The sequence below is a fragment of the [Borrelia] finlandensis genome (genome assembly GCF_000181875.2).
Taxonomy (GTDB): Bacteria; Spirochaetota; Spirochaetia; order Borreliales; family Borreliaceae; genus Borreliella; species Borreliella finlandensis.
Genome location: NZ_ABJZ02000002.1, coordinates 71,670 through 90,874, shown reverse-complemented (window position 1 = coordinate 90,874; position 19,205 = coordinate 71,670). Strand labels below are relative to the sequence as shown.

At 30.4% G+C, this 19,205-nt stretch carries 15 protein-coding genes and 1 tRNA gene; 3 read left to right on the top strand and 13 right to left on the bottom strand.

The features are described from left to right. Positions 1-250 precede the first annotated feature (250 nt). Both fusA and napA read right to left on the bottom strand, forming a co-directional pair. Positions 251-2,260 carry an elongation factor G gene (fusA, locus tag BSV1_RS00690; protein ID WP_008882230.1) on the bottom strand — a complete coding sequence of 670 codons (2,010 nt, stop codon included), beginning with the start codon at positions 2,258-2,260 and terminating at the stop codon, positions 251-253. 70 nt (positions 2,261-2,330) lie between these two features. Continuing rightward, positions 2,331-2,867, bottom strand: a complete 537-nt coding sequence (gene napA, locus BSV1_RS00685) for a neutrophil-activating protein NapA (protein WP_008882307.1) — start codon at positions 2,865-2,867, stop codon at positions 2,331-2,333. Positions 2,868-2,951: 84 nt separating this feature from the next. On the opposite strand from napA, the gene BSV1_RS00680 reads away from it, so the two are divergent. After that, positions 2,952-3,419, top strand: a complete 468-nt coding sequence (locus BSV1_RS00680; RefSeq protein ID WP_008882217.1) for a BB0689 family surface lipoprotein — start codon at positions 2,952-2,954, stop codon at positions 3,417-3,419. A gap of 43 nt (positions 3,420-3,462) precedes the next feature. After that, positions 3,463-3,536, top strand: a tRNA-Val gene (locus BSV1_RS00675). An 8-nt stretch (positions 3,537-3,544) separates the two neighbouring features. On the opposite strand, the gene mvk is transcribed toward BSV1_RS00675, so the two are convergent. The 6 genes from mvk to BSV1_RS00645 are packed head-to-tail and all read right to left on the bottom strand — an operon-like array spanning position 3,545 to position 9,827. After that, a complete protein-coding gene (mvk, locus tag BSV1_RS00670) occupies positions 3,545-4,438 on the bottom strand; it encodes a mevalonate kinase (RefSeq protein ID WP_008882283.1) in 894 nt (297 codons plus the stop codon). After that, positions 4,432-5,385, bottom strand: a complete 954-nt coding sequence (locus BSV1_RS00665; protein WP_008882223.1) for a GHMP family kinase ATP-binding protein — start codon at positions 5,383-5,385, stop codon at positions 4,432-4,434. The genes mvk and BSV1_RS00665 overlap by 7 nt, the downstream gene beginning before the upstream one ends. Continuing rightward, positions 5,376-6,314: a diphosphomevalonate decarboxylase gene (mvaD, locus tag BSV1_RS00660; protein WP_008882293.1), complete on the bottom strand. Its 939-nt coding sequence runs from the start codon at positions 6,312-6,314 to the stop codon at positions 5,376-5,378. The genes BSV1_RS00665 and mvaD overlap by 10 nt, the downstream gene beginning before the upstream one ends. Next, positions 6,298-7,566, bottom strand: coding sequence for a hydroxymethylglutaryl-CoA reductase, degradative (locus tag BSV1_RS00655; RefSeq protein ID WP_008882303.1), 1,269 nt, complete (start codon positions 7,564-7,566; stop codon positions 6,298-6,300). The genes mvaD and BSV1_RS00655 overlap by 17 nt, the downstream gene beginning before the upstream one ends. Then, positions 7,556-8,620 carry a type 2 isopentenyl-diphosphate Delta-isomerase gene (fni, locus tag BSV1_RS00650; protein ID WP_008882176.1) on the bottom strand — a complete coding sequence of 355 codons (1,065 nt, stop codon included), beginning with the start codon at positions 8,618-8,620 and terminating at the stop codon, positions 7,556-7,558. Before fni ends, BSV1_RS00655 begins: the two co-directional genes overlap by 11 nt. Continuing rightward, the gene (locus BSV1_RS00645; protein WP_008882267.1) at positions 8,604-9,827 is read right to left on the bottom strand and encodes a hydroxymethylglutaryl-CoA synthase; all 1,224 of its coding nucleotides are present in this window, start codon (positions 9,825-9,827) and stop codon (positions 8,604-8,606) included. The genes fni and BSV1_RS00645 overlap by 17 nt, the downstream gene beginning before the upstream one ends. Positions 9,828-9,920: 93 nt before the next feature. Between BSV1_RS00645 and mnmA the strand changes: the two genes are divergently transcribed. Beyond that, the gene (mnmA, locus tag BSV1_RS00640) at positions 9,921-10,988 is read left to right on the top strand and encodes a tRNA 2-thiouridine(34) synthase MnmA (RefSeq protein ID WP_008882160.1); all 1,068 of its coding nucleotides are present in this window, start codon (positions 9,921-9,923) and stop codon (positions 10,986-10,988) included. A gap of 42 nt (positions 10,989-11,030) precedes the next feature. Here mnmA and BSV1_RS00635 read toward each other — a convergent pair whose 3' ends face one another. The 5 genes from BSV1_RS00635 to BSV1_RS00615 all read right to left on the bottom strand — a co-directional run bounded on the left by BSV1_RS00635 (position 11,031) and on the right by BSV1_RS00615 (position 19,039). Continuing rightward, the gene (locus tag BSV1_RS00635) at positions 11,031-12,932 is read right to left on the bottom strand and encodes a methyl-accepting chemotaxis protein (RefSeq protein ID WP_008882237.1); all 1,902 of its coding nucleotides are present in this window, start codon (positions 12,930-12,932) and stop codon (positions 11,031-11,033) included. A gap of 30 nt (positions 12,933-12,962) precedes the next feature. Then, a complete protein-coding gene (locus BSV1_RS00630) occupies positions 12,963-15,224 on the bottom strand; it encodes a methyl-accepting chemotaxis protein (protein WP_008882177.1) in 2,262 nt (753 codons plus the stop codon). 154 nt (positions 15,225-15,378) lie between these two features. Then, positions 15,379-16,305, bottom strand: coding sequence for an ABC transporter permease (locus BSV1_RS00625; protein WP_008882259.1), 927 nt, complete (start codon positions 16,303-16,305; stop codon positions 15,379-15,381). After that, entirely contained in the window at positions 16,277-17,428 is a 1,152-nt protein-coding gene (locus BSV1_RS00620; RefSeq protein ID WP_008882229.1) for an ABC transporter permease, read from the bottom strand. Before BSV1_RS00620 ends, BSV1_RS00625 begins: the two co-directional genes overlap by 29 nt. Continuing rightward, entirely contained in the window at positions 17,429-19,039 is a 1,611-nt protein-coding gene (locus BSV1_RS00615) for an ABC transporter ATP-binding protein (RefSeq protein WP_008882289.1), read from the bottom strand. Positions 19,040-19,205: the final 166 nt, after the last annotated feature.

Sequence of the window (19,205 nt, the reverse complement as noted above, 5' to 3'; positions counted from 1 at the left end):
AAAAAATATTATAAAATATCATATCAAAAAAACCAATACAATATTTTATCTATTCTTAAAAGACAAACATGCCTTTATAAGGCTAAAAAACATTTTACATCATAATATAACATTCATAAAATATCAAAAACTTAAAGCTTAACAAAAAAGGGAATAAAATCATTTTTACATAAAAACTCATCAATAAAATTAATTAGATTTAAAAATAATAAACACAAGAAAAGCCATTTTGCCTTAAAAACCACTAACTTTAACTTACTTTTTCCTTAAAATAAGAAAATTCCATAGTAAAACTGCCCCTTCCTTTAGTAGAACTTCTCAAAATAGAAGCATACCCAAAAAGTTTTTCAAACGCCGCCTCTGATTTTATCAAGTCATACTCTCCAATATTGCTAACTGAATGAATAACACCCCCCATAACATTTAATGTAGAAATAATTTCTCCTGTATGCTCAATGGGTGTTCTAATTTCTAATAACATTATTGGCTCAAGTCTAATAGGATCTGATTTTTGAAAAATACTATGAAAAGCAAATCCTGAAACTGACTCAAAAGCACTCTCGCTAATCTTATTGGCCCCACAAACAATAGAAAAAATACTAACATTAACATCAATAATGGGATATCCAAAAATTCCACTTACAAATGCAGATGTAATTCCCCTCAATATTGCAGACTTAATTACAGGTTCAATGCCACATTCAAAATCAATTTTATTTCCCGCACTCCGCGACAAAGGTTTAATGATCATTCCAATTTTAAAATCAATATTTTTGCCAGCAAAAATATTGTTAAACTCAAAAACTTCTTTTACAATTTTGCCAGCACTTTCTCTGTAACTTACTTGAGGTTTTCCTGTATAAACATTAAGATTAAATTCATCTTTAATTCTTGTTAAAATAATCTCAAGATGTAATTCACCCATTCCAGATATAATTAATTGCCCTGTTTCTTTACTCTCAGAATAACTAAAGGTAGGATCTTCTTTAGATATTATTTCAAAAATTTCCTTAAGCCTAGCCTCATCTGATGATCTTTCAGGTTCAACAGACATTAAAACAACCGGCTCTGGAAACATAACAGACTCAAGTAAAACATTATTATTCTCTTCAACAAGAGTATCTCCTGTAACAGAAAACTTTAATCCCAAAACAGCGCCAATATCGCCTGTTTTTACAAAATCTATTTGTTCATTTTTATTTGAAAAAACTCTAAAAATTTTTGTAAACTTTTCACGCTTGCCATTTGAAGCATTGATAATTTTTTTATTAGGATTAATCTCACCAGAATAAACTCTAACAAAATAAAGATGAGAAGCAATCACGCTTGAATATTGAACTTTAAAAACAAGGGCTGACAATTTTTTATTTTCATTAGGATCAACTAAAATTTTTTTATTTGTGTCTAAAGAAAAAGCGCTAAAACTTTTTTCAAAAGGACTTGGCAAGTAATCTACAACCGAATCAATCAAAGGTTCTATCCCAATATTTTTTAAACTAGTTCCCATTAAAACAGGAATAATAAATCTAGAAATAGTACCTCTTCTAATCTCTCTTTTAATAATATCTAAACCAATCTCTTTATCTTCAAGAAATAATTGAGTAATTTCTTCGCTAAATTGGCTAAGAATGTCTATTATTTTTTTTTTAAAAAGAATTGCTCTTTCAACAAATTCTTCTCTAATTTGACTATAAGTTAATTTTGGAATTCCATTTTCCATTGAAAAATGAAGCTCTTTATTTAAAATAATATCAACTACTCCTTCAAAATTGCTTTCATTTCCAATTGGAATTTGCAAAACCAAAGGAATAGTTTTAAATTTATTTTCAATATCTCCCACAACTTTAAAAAAATCAGCACCTATTCTATCCATCTTATTAACATAAGCAAGTCGTGGGATTTTGTATTTTTCTGCCTGTTTCCATACAGTTTCTGTTTGGGCCTGAATTCCATCAACAGCACTAAAAATAACAATACCCCCGTCAAGAACTCGAAGAGATCTTTCAACTTCTGCTGTAAAATCCACATGCCCAGGAGTATCAATAATGTTTATTTGACAATCCTTCCAATGGCAAGTAATGGCAGCTGAACTAATAGTAATTCCTCTTTCTTGCTCTTGAGGCATCCAGTCAGTAATAGTGCTTCCTGAATCTACATCTCCCATTTTATGACTTTTGCCAGTATAATAAATAATTCTTTCTGTGGTAGTAGTTTTTCCAGCATCAATATGCGCCATAATTCCAATATTTCTAATACCCATAAATCCCCAACTACTACAGCCTAAATGCAGATAAATTCATTAGCACAAGTTAAGCCTTTTAATAAAATTGCTATTTTGCATCACACTCGCAACATTTGCTTTCATTCTCATCGTGACAAAAACAACCACAATTTTCAAGCAATGCCTTATGCATCCATAAATGTTTCTCAAGATCACTCATGATATCATCCATAATATTAGCAGTACCATAATCACCAGCAGTATCAATTAATTTTCTCATTCCAAAAATATTCTTCAAAATCTCAGTAAGACTGCAAACAATGCTTTCCATTGAAGGCAAAAAATTAGAAGTTGATTCAATATCAAGCTCCTTAATAAAGGATTTTTTCATAAACTCAGAATACCTAAATTCAGAATCATATCCAAGCATTCTTGATCGTTCTGCAACAATATCAATAATTTTTTCAATATATTCATAAAGTTTTTGAGTTTTTTTGTGAATAACAAAGAAATTGGTATCTTTTATATTCCAATGAATACCTCTTAAATTAGAATAAAAAATATGCAAACTTGCTAACAATTCCTGTAATTTTAATTGTATTGATTCTAAATCATCCTTTTTTATATAGCTTAAATACTTTTCCATAACTATCTCCTTTATATAATTATTATAATACATAATGAGATATAATTATAATTTTAATACCATAATAAATAAAAAGGATATTTAATGAAACAATTGATTTTAATTTTTACGCTGTTTTTATCTCAAGCATGCAATTTAAGTACAATGAATAAAATAGATACAAAAGAAGATATGAAAACTCTATATTCAGAAATTGCTGAATTGAGAAAAAATTTAAATCTAAACCATCTAGAAATAGATGATACCCTTGAAAAAGTTGCAAAAGAATATGCCATTAAACTGGGAGAAAATAGAACGATAACTCACACCCTTTTTGGCACAACCCCAATGCAAAGAATACATAAATACGATCAATCCTTTAATTTAACAAGAGAAATACTGGCATCAGGAATTGAACTTAACAGAGTAGTTAATGCATGGCTTAATAGTCCAAGCCACAAAGAAGCTCTTATTAATACAGATACCGATAAAATAGGTGGCTATAGATTAAAAACGGCTGACAATATAGATATATTTGTAGTCCTTTTTGGAAAAAGAAAATATAAGAATTGACACCATTAAAGCTTATGCTGTATACTATTTATTAGTAATAAAAGGGCTCATAGCTCAGTTGGTCAGAGCGCCTGCCTTACAAGCAGGATGTCGGGAGTTCGAATCTCTCTGGGCCCAAAAATAATCTAAGTCTCAATTACCTTTAGCTGTAAAAGCAAATCTATTTTAGAATCTTTAAGCATATTATTTAATTCTTTTTGCACAGTATTAGCTTTTATTAGGCTTTCAAAAAGAAAAATAAATGCTCCTCCTTTGCCAGCACCACTTAACTTACCAGAAAGAGCGCCCAATTTGATCCCCTCACTTATCAGCCAATCAAGAATATCATTAGACAACCCCAAACACTTTAAACAATATTGTGCAACATTCATTTCATTAGCTAAAGAATACACATCCTTATTCTGAAAAGAAACATAAGAATTGCTTACGGCAAGGCCAAGCTTTTCAATAAAAACAAATAAATCAGCATTGGATAATAGATGTTTTTTTAAATTAACAACTATTTCTTTAGTTGTTAAATCTCTTTTTATTGCTCCTATTAAAAAATAAAAACCAGAATCTTTTATTTTCTTTGAATGCAAAACATCTTCTTTTTTCTCTAAATAAAAAGTTCCATTAAGATCGATTAGTCTAATATCCATTCCAGAAGATTTGCCATGAAAAATGTTTTCAATTTGATTTGCCAACAAAATTTTACTACAATCCTTATATTCAAAATGACTTGTAATATATTCTGCAAAGCATAAACTAAGACTAGCAGAAGAACCAAGACCAACTCCAATAGGAATTCCAGAAATTATATCAAACTCAATGGGATTAACTTTGTTATAATTTGAAACAATAAAACTTATAAGGCTATTTAATCTTGTACTGGGTTTTCCTAAATATTTCCAATTTTTAGATGCACTATAAACCAGATCCATATAAATTGGAACTGTAGCTCCAATAACTGGGAACCCATAAACAGCGCTATGTTCGCCTAAAAACAATATTTTAGCAGGCTTTCTTATTCTTAGCATTTATTGCTTTCAAACTTAATGCCTTCATGCTCTAAAACAATTGGAATAATCTTTGACAAATCAAAAGCTTCAATATTGGGCCTATAAACTAAAAAAGTTTCATTTCCGGCTCCCAAAGCTTTAATCAAATCACATTGACCCAAAAGGTAATCAAAACTTGAAGGCAAAGCTGCCGAAACTCCTATTGCCTCTCCAATTGCCAATCCCAATTCTTTAGCCCTTCTTAAACTAGAAATTAATGCGGATTTAGAATTGCTAACATTTAAAACAAGCTTTTTCATCTCCAAATTGCATTTCAATATAAAATCTAAAATAGAATCTCTATGTTTATTGTATTCACAAATAGACGTAGTAGTTTTAATTGCTTGCAAACCCTGCATCAAATAAAAATTATTAAACCCTACACCACCCAGCTGCCTGCATTTAGGATTAAAGCCGCCTTCAAACTCAATAACACCCCCAAAAATACTAGTAGCAATATCATACCCACTGCCTATTCCTCCTTGAGAATGCCTGTAAGCTTCCAAGCAATATTTAAAAATTTCACCTTTCTCAACAACATTGGTAGCATTGTGAACCAAAAAAAGCCCACACGCTATGCCAATAGCAACAACAGCACTTGAACCAAATCCCTTTTTAGTTCCATCATTAAAGAAAAAATTACTTGTATCAATATATACATCATATGCAAAATTCCCTAGATTAAAAAAACAATTTTGACTCAAGTAAGCAAACATTTTAAAAACAAAATCGCTTCTATTTTCTATTAAAGAAAAATCGTCTATTTCTTTCTTTTTACTAAAAAAGCGCCAAGAATCGCTCTTTTTAAAAGAAAAAAATGCTCTCTTGTTGATGGCAATTGCCAACCCCAATCCCTTTTCCTCTAAAATAGCATACTCCCCCATTAAAAGTAAATTTCCGGGCACAGAAAAACTAATCAGATCCATTCTAAGTCACACCCAACCTTTGAAACAATAAAATTAATGCCAGTAAAATTTTGCTTAAGTCCTTTTAAAATAGTATTTAAATTTTCCTCCAAACAAAGAAACTTTACTTGGGGGCCCGCATCCATTGTCTCAAATACAAAAATCCCCTCATTTCTCAAATCAGCAGCATACCTAATTAAATCTATTGTACTATTTTTAAAATAAAAAATAGAAGATGCAAACATTAAGGCAAACATATTCTGATAACTTTTTACAATGGTTGCTCCAAAATGTATAAAATCTTTTTTTAAAAAAAAATATAAAGCGTCTTTAAAAATCTTTTTACTAGAGGCAATCCAAGCATCATAATAAAATTCATGCCGTTTGCAAATATTCATTGCAGCTCTTGAAGACAATTCTTTTTCATTACTATCAATTATGGCAAATATTATTCGCAAATCATTAAAATAAGATTGATCTCTTAATTGAAAAGATTCTTTTGAACCCTCTTTTAAAATAGTAAACCCCCCGTAAATAGCCCTTGCCGCAGAAGCTGATCCCACTCTTGCAAGATTAGATGCACTATTACAAGAATATTTATTAAAATATTTCAAAATACAAGCAGCAATAGAAGCAAAGCCTGAACTTGAACTTGCAAGGCCCGCTGCTGTCGGGAAATTGTTTTTACTTTTAATTTTAAATCTAACATTTGGTTCATTAAGAATTTTTCTTGCATAATCAAAAAATACCTTTTCTCTATTTTTTAATATAACTGGCTTTGAATTTAAAATTATTTCATCTCGATTTGAAAGTTCAAGCTCACTTATTGAATAAAACTTGTCAACACTAACAGCAAGACTGGAAGTCGCTGGAATGTTTAAAAAAATATCCTTCTTCCCCCAATATTTAATTAAAGCCAAGCTTGCATGAACTTTACACTTTATTTTCATTCTCTAACCTTATTTTCTTCAAAATTTTAAAAGCAAAATCAAAAGAATAAATATTCATTCTTTCCATTTCCAATAATAATTTGTCTTTTTCAAAATCAGAAATATTATATTTTGTCTTTAAAAGGCAGAGTATTTTATTAACATGCAATCTCATGTGCCCCTTTTGAATCCCATTAAATGCAAGAGCCCTTAATGCTGCAAAATTACTAGCAAGTCCAACACAAGAGAGAACACCAATAAATTCGCTCTTACTATTTACATTCATAATTTTAAAACTTAAAATTGACGCTTCACTAAAAGATATAACCCCACCTTTAGTTCCAACTTGCAAAGGAATTTCAATTTCTCCAACTAAAGCATTGTCAGTGGTATAAAATTTACTAAGAGGGAGATATTTACCGCTTTTTGAAGCAAATTTATGGACAGAAGCCTCAAGAGCTCTTGTATCATTAAAAGTTGCAAGACACACCCCTGTAATTCCATTCATAATGCCTTTATTATTAGTAACAGCTCGCTCCTCTTCGTAAAAACCTATACTAGAAATAAGTTCAATTTTTTTAGCCAAATTCCAAGAATCCTCTTTACCCGGTAGCAAATGCTTAAAATCTAAAACAAAACTAGCTTTGGCTGTAAATTCACTAATATCATTACTTAAAACTTTTAAAACACACTCATATCCGAATTCTAAAAAAATAGATTCTGCTACACGCTCTGCAATTGAATTTAGCAAATTAGCACCCATAGCATCACAAGTATCCACATAAAGATTTAATTTTTGAATACCTAGCTCTTTAATGTACATAGTTGACAACCTTCTAAATCCACCCCCCCTTTGATTCATATTAGTTAAAAGGGGACCAACCCAAGTCTTAATTTTATCACCAAGGCCAACAAAAATTTTGCTTAAATCTTTTTCCGATTTTATATAAATTTGAGAAATTCCTAACACTTCATCCAAAGAATACCTCAAATTAGCATTTTCAAGAATCTTTGCCGCAAAATTTAGAGCAGCAACAACAGAAGATTCTTCTGTTGCAATTGGCAAAGAATAGTATTTGCCATTTATTTTCAAATTTTTTACAATTCCAATAGGAAAAGATAAATATCCAATATAATTTTCTATCATATTAAAAAGAAAATCTTCATTGGCATTATTATAAAAAAAATCTTTATAAGATAATTCCAAAAAACTTTTTATCTCTTGCCTTTTTTCTAAAACGCTTTTATGTCTAAAATTTTTACTAAGTTCCATAAAACTGCTTAAAGACTCCAAGTTCATCAAGCAAATAACTACTCAAAAAATACTTATTATTTCTAAGCTCTGATAAACTTTTGCTTCCACTTAAAAACATAGACATTTTTAAAACATGCTCATAATCAGAAAAAAGACTAAATACAGCATCTTCTCCTGAATTATAAAAAGCCCTAAGAACAACTGCTGCAACACCTATAAGCCTAGCTCCAAGGGCAATGCCTTTAGCAATATCCATGCCCGTCTCATATCCACCAGATGCAAAAATATTAGCCTTTAGAGAATCATCAACACTAAGTAAAGTAAAAATCGAAGGTATACCCCAATCAGAAAAACAAGATGCAATGTTTAGATTATGACTCTTCATGCCTTCTACTAAAATCCAATTAGTTCCACCACTCCCTGCAAGATCAACATAAGAAACGCCAAGGCTAAACAATTCCTTAACGTCTTTTGGCGAAATTCCAAAACCTGTCTCTTTGACAATCAATGGAACACTTAAAAAGTCTGACAATTTAGCTATTGACTCTCTTATTCCTTTAAAATTTCTGTCTCCATTAACATTCATCAATTCTTGTCCTGCATTAAGATGAACAATAATTGCATCAACTTCTAATCTTTTAATCATTTCAGCTATTTTAGAAATACCAAACTCAACAATCTGAACAGCACTAATATTAGCAAACAAAGGAATATTATGAGCATACCTTTTAAGAGCAAAGTCTCTTATGTACTCGGGATACTTAAACAAAAGCTTAAAAGAACCTAAACCCATAGGAATTTTTAAATCATTTGCAATTCTAACTAAAGATTTATTAAAGTCATTCCCCTCTTTACTGCCTCCTGTCATGGAAGAAATAAAAACGGGCATGCTAATATTGTATCCAAATATCTCTTCTTTTATGTTTATCTCGGAAAAATTAAAATCACTAAGAGCATTGTGTTTTAGCTTAATAAACTTTAAGAAATTACAGCCACTTTTAACATCGTTTTTATTTAAACAAATCTCAATATGCCTTTTTTTATTTTCTAATATATTAGGCTCGATACCCATAAACTCGGTATCCATCATTCCTTAGTTCTTTTAAATAAAATCCCCTGGATTCACCAGGAACTATTTTATTTTGAAAAAAATCTTTATATTCTTCAAAATTTGCATTATTTCTATTTTTTATAAGACCTTCAAGATCCCATAATTTAATAACATCAAAAGCACTCTTTTCGATGGTAAGTTCATAAATAATCATAATATTGCCAGATCCATAAGAACAAAACAATATCTTTTCCCCTGTAATATCTTTCTTGGAAAATACTCTTTTTAAATAAAATGCTAAAGACAAAAAAATTGAACCTGTATACAAATTCCCCACTTCCATAGCAGCTTCAACTCCATCGTAAAAATCTATTGATTCTAAATAAGCATTTCTAACAGATTCGTCATCACTATAATATTTTTTCAAAATATAATGCATTGAATCTATTGGCATTTTAGCAAAAGGAACATGCAAAACAAACCTATAATTAGAAAATAAATCTTTCATACTAAGTTGCTTTTTGAAAGCAAAATCTCTTAAAGCATTTTCGTTTGCATTATTGTAACATTCAACTGAATACTGACCTCGCACCTTAGCCTCAACACTTCCAAAAGGCCTAAAAAAATCGTCAACATCATCGGTATAAACTCCAAATTCAGATAAATTGATCGAAAGTAGCTTTGGATTTTTTTCAATCAAAATTGCAGTTGCGCCGGCTCCTTGGGTAATCTCAGCCGTAGTAAGATTGCTATAATGCGCAATATCTGAAGAAAAAACTATGCCGTATTCAGAATTATTGGAATGGCTTAAAACACTTGCCACAGTGTGCAAAGACATAGCAGCACCAGCACACGCATGTTGAACCTGAAAAGTTAGAAAATTATTTCCCAGACAAATACCAGATTGCTTTAAAGCTCCAAAAACATAAGAAGAAATGGCCTTTGAATGATCAACGCCTGTCTCAGTTCCACCCAAAAGCATTCTAATTTTGCTTAAATCAAGATTATTGTTGTCAAAAATAAGCTTAACAGCCGAACTTGCCATGGTTACACTATCCTCATTAGGACTGGTAAACCTAAAACCTTTTTGCAAGGTTGCATCTATTGCTCTATTGATTTTTTTTAAAAAAACTTCATTAGAAGAATATAAAGGATTTTCCAAAAGAACAGAAAAATCTAAATAATTTAAAGGTAAAAAAATTCTAATATCACTAATACCTATTTTCATATACTCCTCAATGAATTAATGGCCTTAAGTATTATATTATAATTTACAAAAATTAGCAAAATCTTATATAATAAAACCTAAAAATGGAAGTTTATGAAAATAGCCGTACTTTTATCTGGAGGAGTCGACAGCTCTGTTGCCCTTTATAGAATTATAAACAAAGGATATTCAAATATAAAATGCTACTATTTAAAAATCTGGGTTGAAGATGAACTGTCTTATATTGGAAACTGCCCTTGGCAAGAAGATTTAAATTATGTTGAAGCTATATGCAACAAATTTAATGTACCATATGAAATAATAAACTTTCAAAAAGAATATTATAACAAAGTAGTAAGCTATACCATTGAAGAACTTAAAAATGGAAATACCCCAAGTCCAGATATTTTTTGTAATCAAAGGATAAAGTTTGGAGCATTTTTTGAGAAAATCAATAACCAATATGATTTGGTTGTAACGGGACATTACGCCAAAATACAAAGAAAAGAAAGTAAATTTTTGTTAAAACAGGCAAAAGATAAAATTAAAGACCAAAGTTACTTTTTATCTCATCTCTCTCAAAAACAATTGTCAAAACTATACTTCCCCTTGGGCACATTACTTAAAAGCGAAGTAAGGCAAATAGCTAAAAGCATAAATTTACCCAACAAAGATAGAAAAGATAGTCAGGGTATTTGCTTTTTAGGAAAAATTAAATATAACGAATTTATCAAATACCATCTTGGAGAGAAAAAGGGGAATATAATTGAAAAAGAAACAGGAAAAATAATAGGAATTCACAACGGATATTGGTTTTTTACAGCTGGACAAAGAAGAGGAATAAAGCTTAGCAACGGGCCATGGTTCGTCATAGAAAAAGATCTAGAAAAAAATATTATATACATATCCCATAACGAAAATTATTTAAAACAAGCAAAACGCAAATTTTTAGTTCACGAAATACATTGGATAAACGACACACCTACGAACTTTGAAAATTTCAAAATTAAAATAAGACATGGCAAAAAGAAATACTCATGCAAATTACAACTTATTACAAATAACTTAATGGAAATTTCTTTAAACAAAAAAGATCAAGGAATCTCCCCAGGACAATTTGCAATTTTTTATAAAAATACAGAATGCCTAGGAGGTGCTAAAATTTTTAAAATCATAGAATAATAATCCGACAAAAAAGTTAGAGAAGATTTTTCAATCTTCTACTTACTTTTCGATCTTAAAATAATCAACAGATTCTTTTAAATCTTTTACGCTCTCTAACATCTTTTCAGACATTGCAGAAAGCTCTTCACTGCTTGAGGCTGTAGTTTGGACTAACTGACTAACCTGCTCTATTGCATTTTTAAATTGCTCTATTTGAACACTTTGCTTATAACTTTCATTAGAAATATTTTTTACAAGTCTGGCTGTTTGTTCCATACCAGGAACTATTTGTTCAAAATTTTCCCCAGCACGACTTGCAACAGTTAAACTTCTGTTTGCAATATCAATAATCTCTCTTGCCGATTCTTTGCTTTGATCTGCAAGCTTTCTAACCTCAGCAGCTACCACTTCAAACCCCTTGCCTTTTTCTCCCACTCGTGCAGCTTCAATAGAGGCATTTAAAGCAAGCAAATTGGTTTGCCTTGTTATCTCATCAATAATTCCAATTTTTTCAGTAATTACAGTCATTGCCTCAATAGCCTTAACAACAGATTTATGTCCCTCTTTAGTCCTTTCATTAGTATTAACAGCAATTTTTTCAGTAGTAGCTGCATTTTCAGTATTCTCAGAAACACCTTGTGAAATTTGCTCAATATTTGCTGTCATTTGCTCTAAAGTAGAAGCCTGCTCAACAGCACCAGAACTTAAATTCTGGCTTGCATTTGCTATTTGAATCGCATTTTCATAAAGGTAATCTAGATTTTCAACAACTCCTTTTGCAACTGAAGAAAAATTGGTTCTCAATTGCTCAAGCCCTTCGTACAAACTGTAAAGCTCTACAGTATCCCATTTGCCAAAATTAATATCAGCAGTAAAATTACCAGAAGCAAGTCGCTCAGAATATTCTAGTATCTTATTCAAAGAAGAGCTTAACTTTTTCACAAGATAAAGAGTTGCAATAGCAAGCATAAGTAATGTAAATACAAAACTAATTGCTAAGATTATAGTTGTAGCTCGTGACATGTAATAAAAATCGTCCTCTGAAGTTCTCATTAAAAGAATAAATCTATTATTAGACAAATTTAATAACACCTTTTGACTAATTCCCACATATTTCTTATTGCTTTTAGGATCATAATAATAAACAGTTGAAATTTCTTTATTCTTTTGCAACAAATCTTCAGATGTTTTCTTAATAATATTGGAATAAGAAGCACTAATATCAGTCAAAATATCACCTGGCAATACTGCATGATGAACCAACAATCTACCCGTAGTATCATAAGCTAGCGCACGACCGCTAGAGAGTATTCCAAAATTAATCCCTCTAAAAGACCTATATATATAATCCATTGAATAAAGAAACATAAAATAACCAAAAATGTTATCTGTTTCAAAATCTCTTAATGGCATACCTATTAATATGTAAGGAATCTGACCTTTTTTATTTTTTATCTTGGAGATATCTTTAAGTAAAGACTCCTCAATAGACCCGGGATCTGCCAACATGACAAAGGAATTGTAAACAATACTATTAGACTCTTTAAGTTTTGTAAAATATTCTCTATCCCCAATAGATTTGCCAAAATCACCATTATCCTTAACCGCCGTAGTAAAAACTATTTTACCTTCTTTATCTGTAACCATCATATTACTACCGGTTTGAATAAGAATTTCAGATTGATCTGAAATAAAGCTCAACCTTTTGGATTTAATTTTACTAGCCTCATTAAATTTTTCAGCAGAGTTGAAATACATGGAACTAACCCTAACTTTCTCTTCCATTGAAGAGATGTAAAGATTAAAAGAACTTCTAATGCTTTCAATAAGATTTATCATAAGATTAAACTGCTGATCCACCAATTTACTATTAATAAGCATTCCAAAAACAAAAAACAAAATTGATATAAAGAATGCTATCAGAATAAGAACAAGTAGCAACATCCTAGCTTTAAGCTTCATACTAACCACCTCTTTTACAAAAAATAAATTCTAAAACTCTGAAAAATCATCATCAAAATTTAAATCCTTATCAGCAATATCGATAGCTTTTTTAGGATCAACTCGCTTATTAATAGTTCTCACAGAAGGTTCGCTCTCAATATCTAAAGAATAATTATTGTGCCCACTGCCATTTGAAGTAGAAATTCCATTGCTTTTCAAATTTTGATTTTCATCTTTAAAAGAATTTTCAGGACAATCTATTAACCTGAAATCATAATCATCATTTTCTGGATTTTCAATTTTAGATTCTTTAATTTTGAAAAATAATACAGATCTTCTAAGTTCCTTAGACTTTTCTAACATTTTATCAGACATACTAGAAAGCTGCTCACTGCTTGAAGCTGAAGATTGAACAACTTCTCCGACCTGATCTAAAGCCATTTTAAATTGAGCAATCTGATCGCTTTGCTTAGAGCTACCTTCTGAAATCTTCTTAACAAGATTAGCCGTTTCTTCAATTTCAGGTAGCATTTCTTTAAAGATCACTCCCGCTTCAGTTGCTACCTTAGAGTTATCTTCAACTAACTCCCCGATCTCAAGAGCAGAAATTTTACTCAAATCAGCCAACTTTCTAATCTCACTAGCCACAACAGCAAATCCCTTTCCTTCATCTCCTGCTCTTGCAGCTTCAATAGCCGCATTCAAAGCAAGTAAATTGGTTTTTCTAGCTATCTCTTCAATAACGCTAACTTTTTCTACAATGTCTTGCATAGCAATAACAGATTCTTCAACGGCCCTACCACCTATCTGAGAATTTTCATTCGTCTTTAAAGCTATTTGTTCTGTTTCATAAGAATTATTGGCGCTCATGTTGACACCTGAGGCTATTTGCTCAACATTAGCTGACATTTCTTCAAGAGCAGATGCCTGTTGTAATGCGCTAGAGCTTAAATTTTGACTTGAACTGGCAACTTCTAAACTTGCCTTATTTACATAGCTAATATTTCTCAAAACACTAGAAATTGCTACAGAAATAGCTTTTTTCATTTTAACAACCTGGAGACTTAACATGCCAAGCTCATCAAGAGTATTCTCATCATCATCAAGAGCATAATCTTTATCTAAATTGCCCTTAACCATATCTTGAACTAGAACTCTAATTGCGTTTAAACGAAAACTAATAATCCTGTCTATTCTAATTGAAAGAACAATACTTAATGCTATAATGCCTAAGACAGAATATAAAATATACTGAAATCTTAGGCTAGATATTACTCCGTAAATATCCTTATAAGGAAGCCTAGCAATAAGTACTCCACTCTTTTCTCCCAATTTACTACTTATGGGCAACATTGCATAATAACAATCTTCTCCCATTTCGGACAAAAGTATTCTATCAATAGTGTAAACCGACACTTCACTGGCAATGTTTGATGGAAAAGGCGGCTTAGAGAAAACATCTTTAAGAATATTTAAAAATTTAGAACTAACCCTGCTGGTTTCATTGTATTCTTCAAAAGGATTAACTGCTATATTGTTGGGATCTACATAAATAAAATTGCCTCTTTTATAAAAACCAAATCTAAATCTATCAAAACTATCTGCTACAATATCATTAAGTAAATATCCGGCCAAATATCCACAAACAAGTTTATCTTCTGGAGAATATACAGGTACAATTATTGCAAAAGCTTTTTTTTCGCTTTGTTTAGACCTAATAGCAACTTCTGCGGATATTCCTTCGGAAAGATTTGAATACCAACCTATAAATTTTAATTGGTTTTGCCTATAATCCTCAATAGCTTTTTTAAAATAATTGGTATTAGCCTCAGAATGCCCAAAATCCATATTATTCTCATGTCTTGTGCTAACAATTATTCTCCCTTCAAAATCAAAAAAAGCGAATTCTTCAAAAAAGGTATCATTTTTAAGATTGGCCATAAAATTGTATAAGTATTGTCGATACTTTTTGCTCACCTTTACAGAGTCAATAACAAATTTTGGATTTTTTCTTAAATCTATCAATTCCGACTCAGAGAAATCTTTTCCTCTATTCTCAGACATTGCAAATTCTGATATGGTTTCAAGTGCCAAATTAGAAGCTGCACCATTGATTATGACATGTAGGGTGTCTAAAAAAGATTGCAAAGAAAAAGCTGCTCTTCTTACTTGCGCCCTTGTAAGCTGCTTATAGTAATCTTCTAAATAACCACATAAAACAAAATTAAAAATCGTGGAAAAAAGCAACAGTATGAAAATTAAAAACAATAATAAAAATCCAACAAACCTGTATTTAAGCTTCAATAACATAATAAACTACCTCACAAATCACCTACTTATTTAATCAAACAAACTCAAGATCAAAGGGTATTAAAAAAAAATTTACAGCAAAAAATCAAAAACTCTCAAAAAATTAAAAGAATTTTCACAACATGAAAAACAAATTATAAACTATTATTAACTGCTAATGCTTTTTATAGGGTATTCCTAAGAACTTAGGCGCACAATTTCTTTTTGAAAAAAATATAAGACTTAGAATAATAATTAAATATGGAGTAATCACCAGCATTTTGGGAGGCATTATTAAAGAAAAAAAGGGCAATTGAGCCAAAACAATTGCCAAAGTTTTCACAAATGAAAACAAAAAACTGCCTATTAAAACTCCCAAAGGCGTCCATTTTCCAAAAATTAACATTACAATAGCAATAAAACCTTGTCCACCTGTAACCCCTTGCACATAACTTGATGCAACCACCGTTGTAAGAACAGCACCTGAAACCCCTGCTAAAAAACCACTCAAAAGAACGCAAAAAAATCTAATTTTATTTACACTAACTCCAACAGACTCTAATACCTCTGGATTTTCACCACTTGCATTAATTCTAAGCCCAATTTTAGTGTATTTGAAAACAATATGAAATAAAACCACACTTAGGATTGCAATGTATACAGAATATCTTTTACCAAAAATTTGAAAAATAAAAGATGTTTTGTTTAAAATTCCATCAAAAAGTATCGGTAACTTTATTTCTATAGGCGGAGTTGAAATAGAAGAAAAAATCAAAGTGCTTATAAAAACAGCAATAGCAGGTCCTAAAAAATTAAGTGCCATTCCAGTTATAACTTGATCTGATTTTAAAAAAATTGTAAAAACAGCGTGCAAAATAGCAAGAACAAGTCCTGCTAGCCCACCAGCAAAAATTGAAAACAATGGATCATTTGTAAAATATGCAACTGTAGCTCCTGAAAATGCTCCTATTGTCATTATTCCTTCAAGTCCAATATTAATAATTCCACTTTTCTCGCTTATAAGACCTCCAAGACCAGCTAAAATTAAGGTTTGAGAATTTATTAGAGTTTCACTAATCAAGAATATTATTATATTTGACACGCTTAACACCTTTTAAAACAATTTTATTTAAAAAATAGCTAGCAGAAATTACAAGAACAATTATTCCCATCATCAAAGATACAATTGAAGATGGAAGACCCATTAAACTTTGAACTCTACTGCTTCCATAAAGTAATATAGAAAAAAGAATGCTAGAAAATATTATGCCAATTGGTGAATTGTTTCCCATAAGAGAAGCGGCTATCCCATTAAAACCAATTCCTTCCATATAAGAAAGCTTAAATATAGCTTTATTAACACCCATAAGTTGAATAGCACCAGCAAGACCTGCAACAGCTGCTGAGAGAAACATTGAAAAAATTAACACAGCTTTAACATTAATACCCATACATCTTGAAGCTTCAATATTACTTCCTGTGGCATTTATTTTAAATCCAATAATAGTTTTATTAAGCAAAAACCATATTAAAATAGCAAAAATTATACCTAAAATTATTCCAAAATGAAGAGGCGCTTTTAAAAGCTCATTAACAAAAGGATGAGAAGATCTATAAGCAAGACCTTCTGGTGAGAGCTTCCAAGAACCTAAAAAATCAATATATGCGCTTTCTTTAATGGGTTTTGAAAAATCACTATTATCTCTTTTAATAAAACTAAAATCTAAAATTATATTATTTAAATGAAATAATATCCAATTAAACATTATTCCTGAAATCACTTCGCTAATATTGAATTTGGCTTTTAAATATCCGATTAAAATTCCTAAACTGCCTGAGGCTAAAAAAGTAATAATAAAAATAGTAATTACATGTAAAATTGGGGGCAAATCAAGTAAAACTGATGCTATTAAAGCAACAATAGATCCTAGTATAAACTGACCTTCAACCCCAATATTAAAAAGACCCGCTTTTAAAGAAATACCAATAGAAAGACCTGTAAAAATCAAAGGAGCTGCATAACTTAAAACATAACCTAAATGCTTGGGAGAAGAAAAAATAATTTCTAATATTATAAAATACATTCTAAAAGGAGAATGACCAAGCCCCATCACCACTAGCCCAACAATTAAAAATCCAACAAATAGAGCAAATACACTAACAAATGCTGAAGAATTTAAAAATTTCAAAATAAATTTACTAAATACGTTTTTACTAATTGCCATTTAGCTTAAGCCTATCATCATTTTACCAATAACATCAATATCAAAATTGTCCTCTAAAATGCCCACTATCCTTCCGCCATGCATTACAGCTATCCTGTCACAAACATTAACAAGCTCATCAAGTTCAAGAGAAACCAATAAAACAGATCTACCCGCATCTCTTTGCTCTATTATTCTTTTATAAATATTCTCAACAGCTCCAACATCAAGGCCTCTTGTAGGCTGAATAGCCAAAAGAATATCTGGCTCTAAACTAATCTCACGAGCAATAATAACTTTTTGTTGATTACCTCCGGATAAATGCTTTACCTTGCTTAAAATATCTCTTGGTCTAATATCAAAATAACTTACAAGTTGATTGCTCAATTTTCTTAAAATATTAAGATCAAACCCCACAAATTGTCTTTTAAACTTATTGAATTGTCTTTTAATAAAATTGAAAAAATTGAATTTTAAATAAAAATTACTCTTCGAATGAATTGTTTTTAATCTCAAATAATCAGGATTATCAAAGCTCTTAAGTCCAATATTTTGCATAACATTGAATTCTAAAATAAGGCCGTGTTTTTGCCTGTCCGAAGGAATATTGCCAATTTTTTTATCTATTCTTTGTTTAATAGTTAAACCTTTTAAAGATTCCAAATTCCCCGAAGAATTTTTTTTCAAAATATCACCCTTAAATATGCTTTTCAAACCCAAAATTGCATCAACTAAATCCTCCTGGCCGCTCCCCTCAATACCTGATATCCCAAGAATTTCTCCATTTTTCAGATCAAGATTAACGTCTTTAACTTTTAAAACTCCTCTTTCATCTTTAACACTTAAATTCTTTATTTCAAGAATATTAAAATGATTTTCAAATTTAATTTTAGATGAGCGAAGTGTAACTTCTTTTCCTATCATTAATTTTGTAAGATCTTTGTCATCAATACTAGCAATATTAACAGTTTTTACAACCTTCCCAAGACGCATAATTGTACATTTCTTTGCAATAGATCTAATTTCTTTTATTTTATGGGTAATAAGTATTACAGTATGACCCTCTTGGGTGAGTACCTTTAAAATATTCATAAAATCATCAACTTCACTTGGAGCAAGCACTGCTGTAGGTTCATCAAAAATAATAATATCTGCATTTCGATAAAGAACTTTCAATATCTCTATTTTTTGCTCCATGCCAACACTCAAGTCTTCAACCCTTTTTTCTAAATCTATCTTTAAACCATACTTTTCCGAAAGAGAACTTATCTTTTTTCTAGCTTGTTTGTAATCAAGAAAACCAAATTTTGAATTTTCATATCCCAAAATAATGTTTTGAACAGCAGTAAATTGCGGAATTAACATAAAGTGTTGGAAAACCATTCCAATCCCATTTCGAATAGCTTCGCTTGAATCCTTAAAGTTCATTTCTTGACCTTTTAAAATAATTCGACCGCTATTTACTTGATGAATCCCATAAATAGTTTTCATTAAGGTAGTCTTTCCAGCACCATTTTCTCCAAGAATAGCATGAACTTCGCCCGCCTTAAATTTAATAGAAACATTATCATTGGCAATAAAATCACCATACTTTTTTGTAATATTTTCTAATACCAGTACATTTTCTTTCATCAAGTTTTAATCCTAATAAATATCAAACAAATGACTTACAATATTCTATTCTAATGAAATATAATAAAGCTTAAAGCTTATATTTTCAATAGCATTTTAAATTTTAATAAACAAAATTAATTATCTATAAAAATTAATTACTAATAAATAAAAAATGCTTAAAATA

Excerpts from the sequence above, each read along its gene's own strand:
- BSV1_RS00680 (WP_008882217.1), top strand. The coding sequence starts at position 2,952 with ATGAAACAATTGATTTTAATTTTTACGCTGTTTTTATCTCAAGCATGC.
- BSV1_RS00630 (WP_008882177.1), bottom strand. The coding sequence starts at position 15,224 with ATGTTATTGAAGCTTAAATACAGGTTTGTTGGATTTTTATTATTGTTT.
- BSV1_RS00620 (WP_008882229.1), bottom strand. The coding sequence starts at position 17,428 with ATGGCAATTAGTAAAAACGTATTTAGTAAATTTATTTTGAAATTTTTA.
- mnmA (WP_008882160.1), top strand. The coding sequence starts at position 9,921 with ATGAAAATAGCCGTACTTTTATCTGGAGGAGTCGACAGCTCTGTTGCC.
- mvaD (WP_008882293.1), bottom strand. The coding sequence starts at position 6,314 with ATGAAAATAAAGTGTAAAGTTCATGCAAGCTTGGCTTTAATTAAATAT.
- fni (WP_008882176.1), bottom strand. The coding sequence starts at position 8,620 with ATGGGTATCGAGCCTAATATATTAGAAAATAAAAAAAGGCATATTGAG.
- napA (WP_008882307.1), bottom strand. The coding sequence starts at position 2,867 with ATGGAAAAGTATTTAAGCTATATAAAAAAGGATGATTTAGAATCAATA.
- BSV1_RS00655 (WP_008882303.1), bottom strand. The coding sequence starts at position 7,566 with ATGGAACTTAGTAAAAATTTTAGACATAAAAGCGTTTTAGAAAAAAGG.
- BSV1_RS00635 (WP_008882237.1), bottom strand. The coding sequence starts at position 12,932 with ATGAAGCTTAAAGCTAGGATGTTGCTACTTGTTCTTATTCTGATAGCA.
- mvk (WP_008882283.1), bottom strand. The coding sequence starts at position 4,438 with ATGCTAAGAATAAGAAAGCCTGCTAAAATATTGTTTTTAGGCGAACAT.
- BSV1_RS00665 (WP_008882223.1), bottom strand. The coding sequence starts at position 5,385 with ATGGATCTGATTAGTTTTTCTGTGCCCGGAAATTTACTTTTAATGGGG.
- BSV1_RS00615 (WP_008882289.1), bottom strand. The coding sequence starts at position 19,039 with ATGAAAGAAAATGTACTGGTATTAGAAAATATTACAAAAAAGTATGGT.
- fusA (WP_008882230.1), bottom strand. The coding sequence starts at position 2,260 with ATGGGTATTAGAAATATTGGAATTATGGCGCATATTGATGCTGGAAAA.
- BSV1_RS00645 (WP_008882267.1), bottom strand. The coding sequence starts at position 9,827 with ATGAAAATAGGTATTAGTGATATTAGAATTTTTTTACCTTTAAATTAT.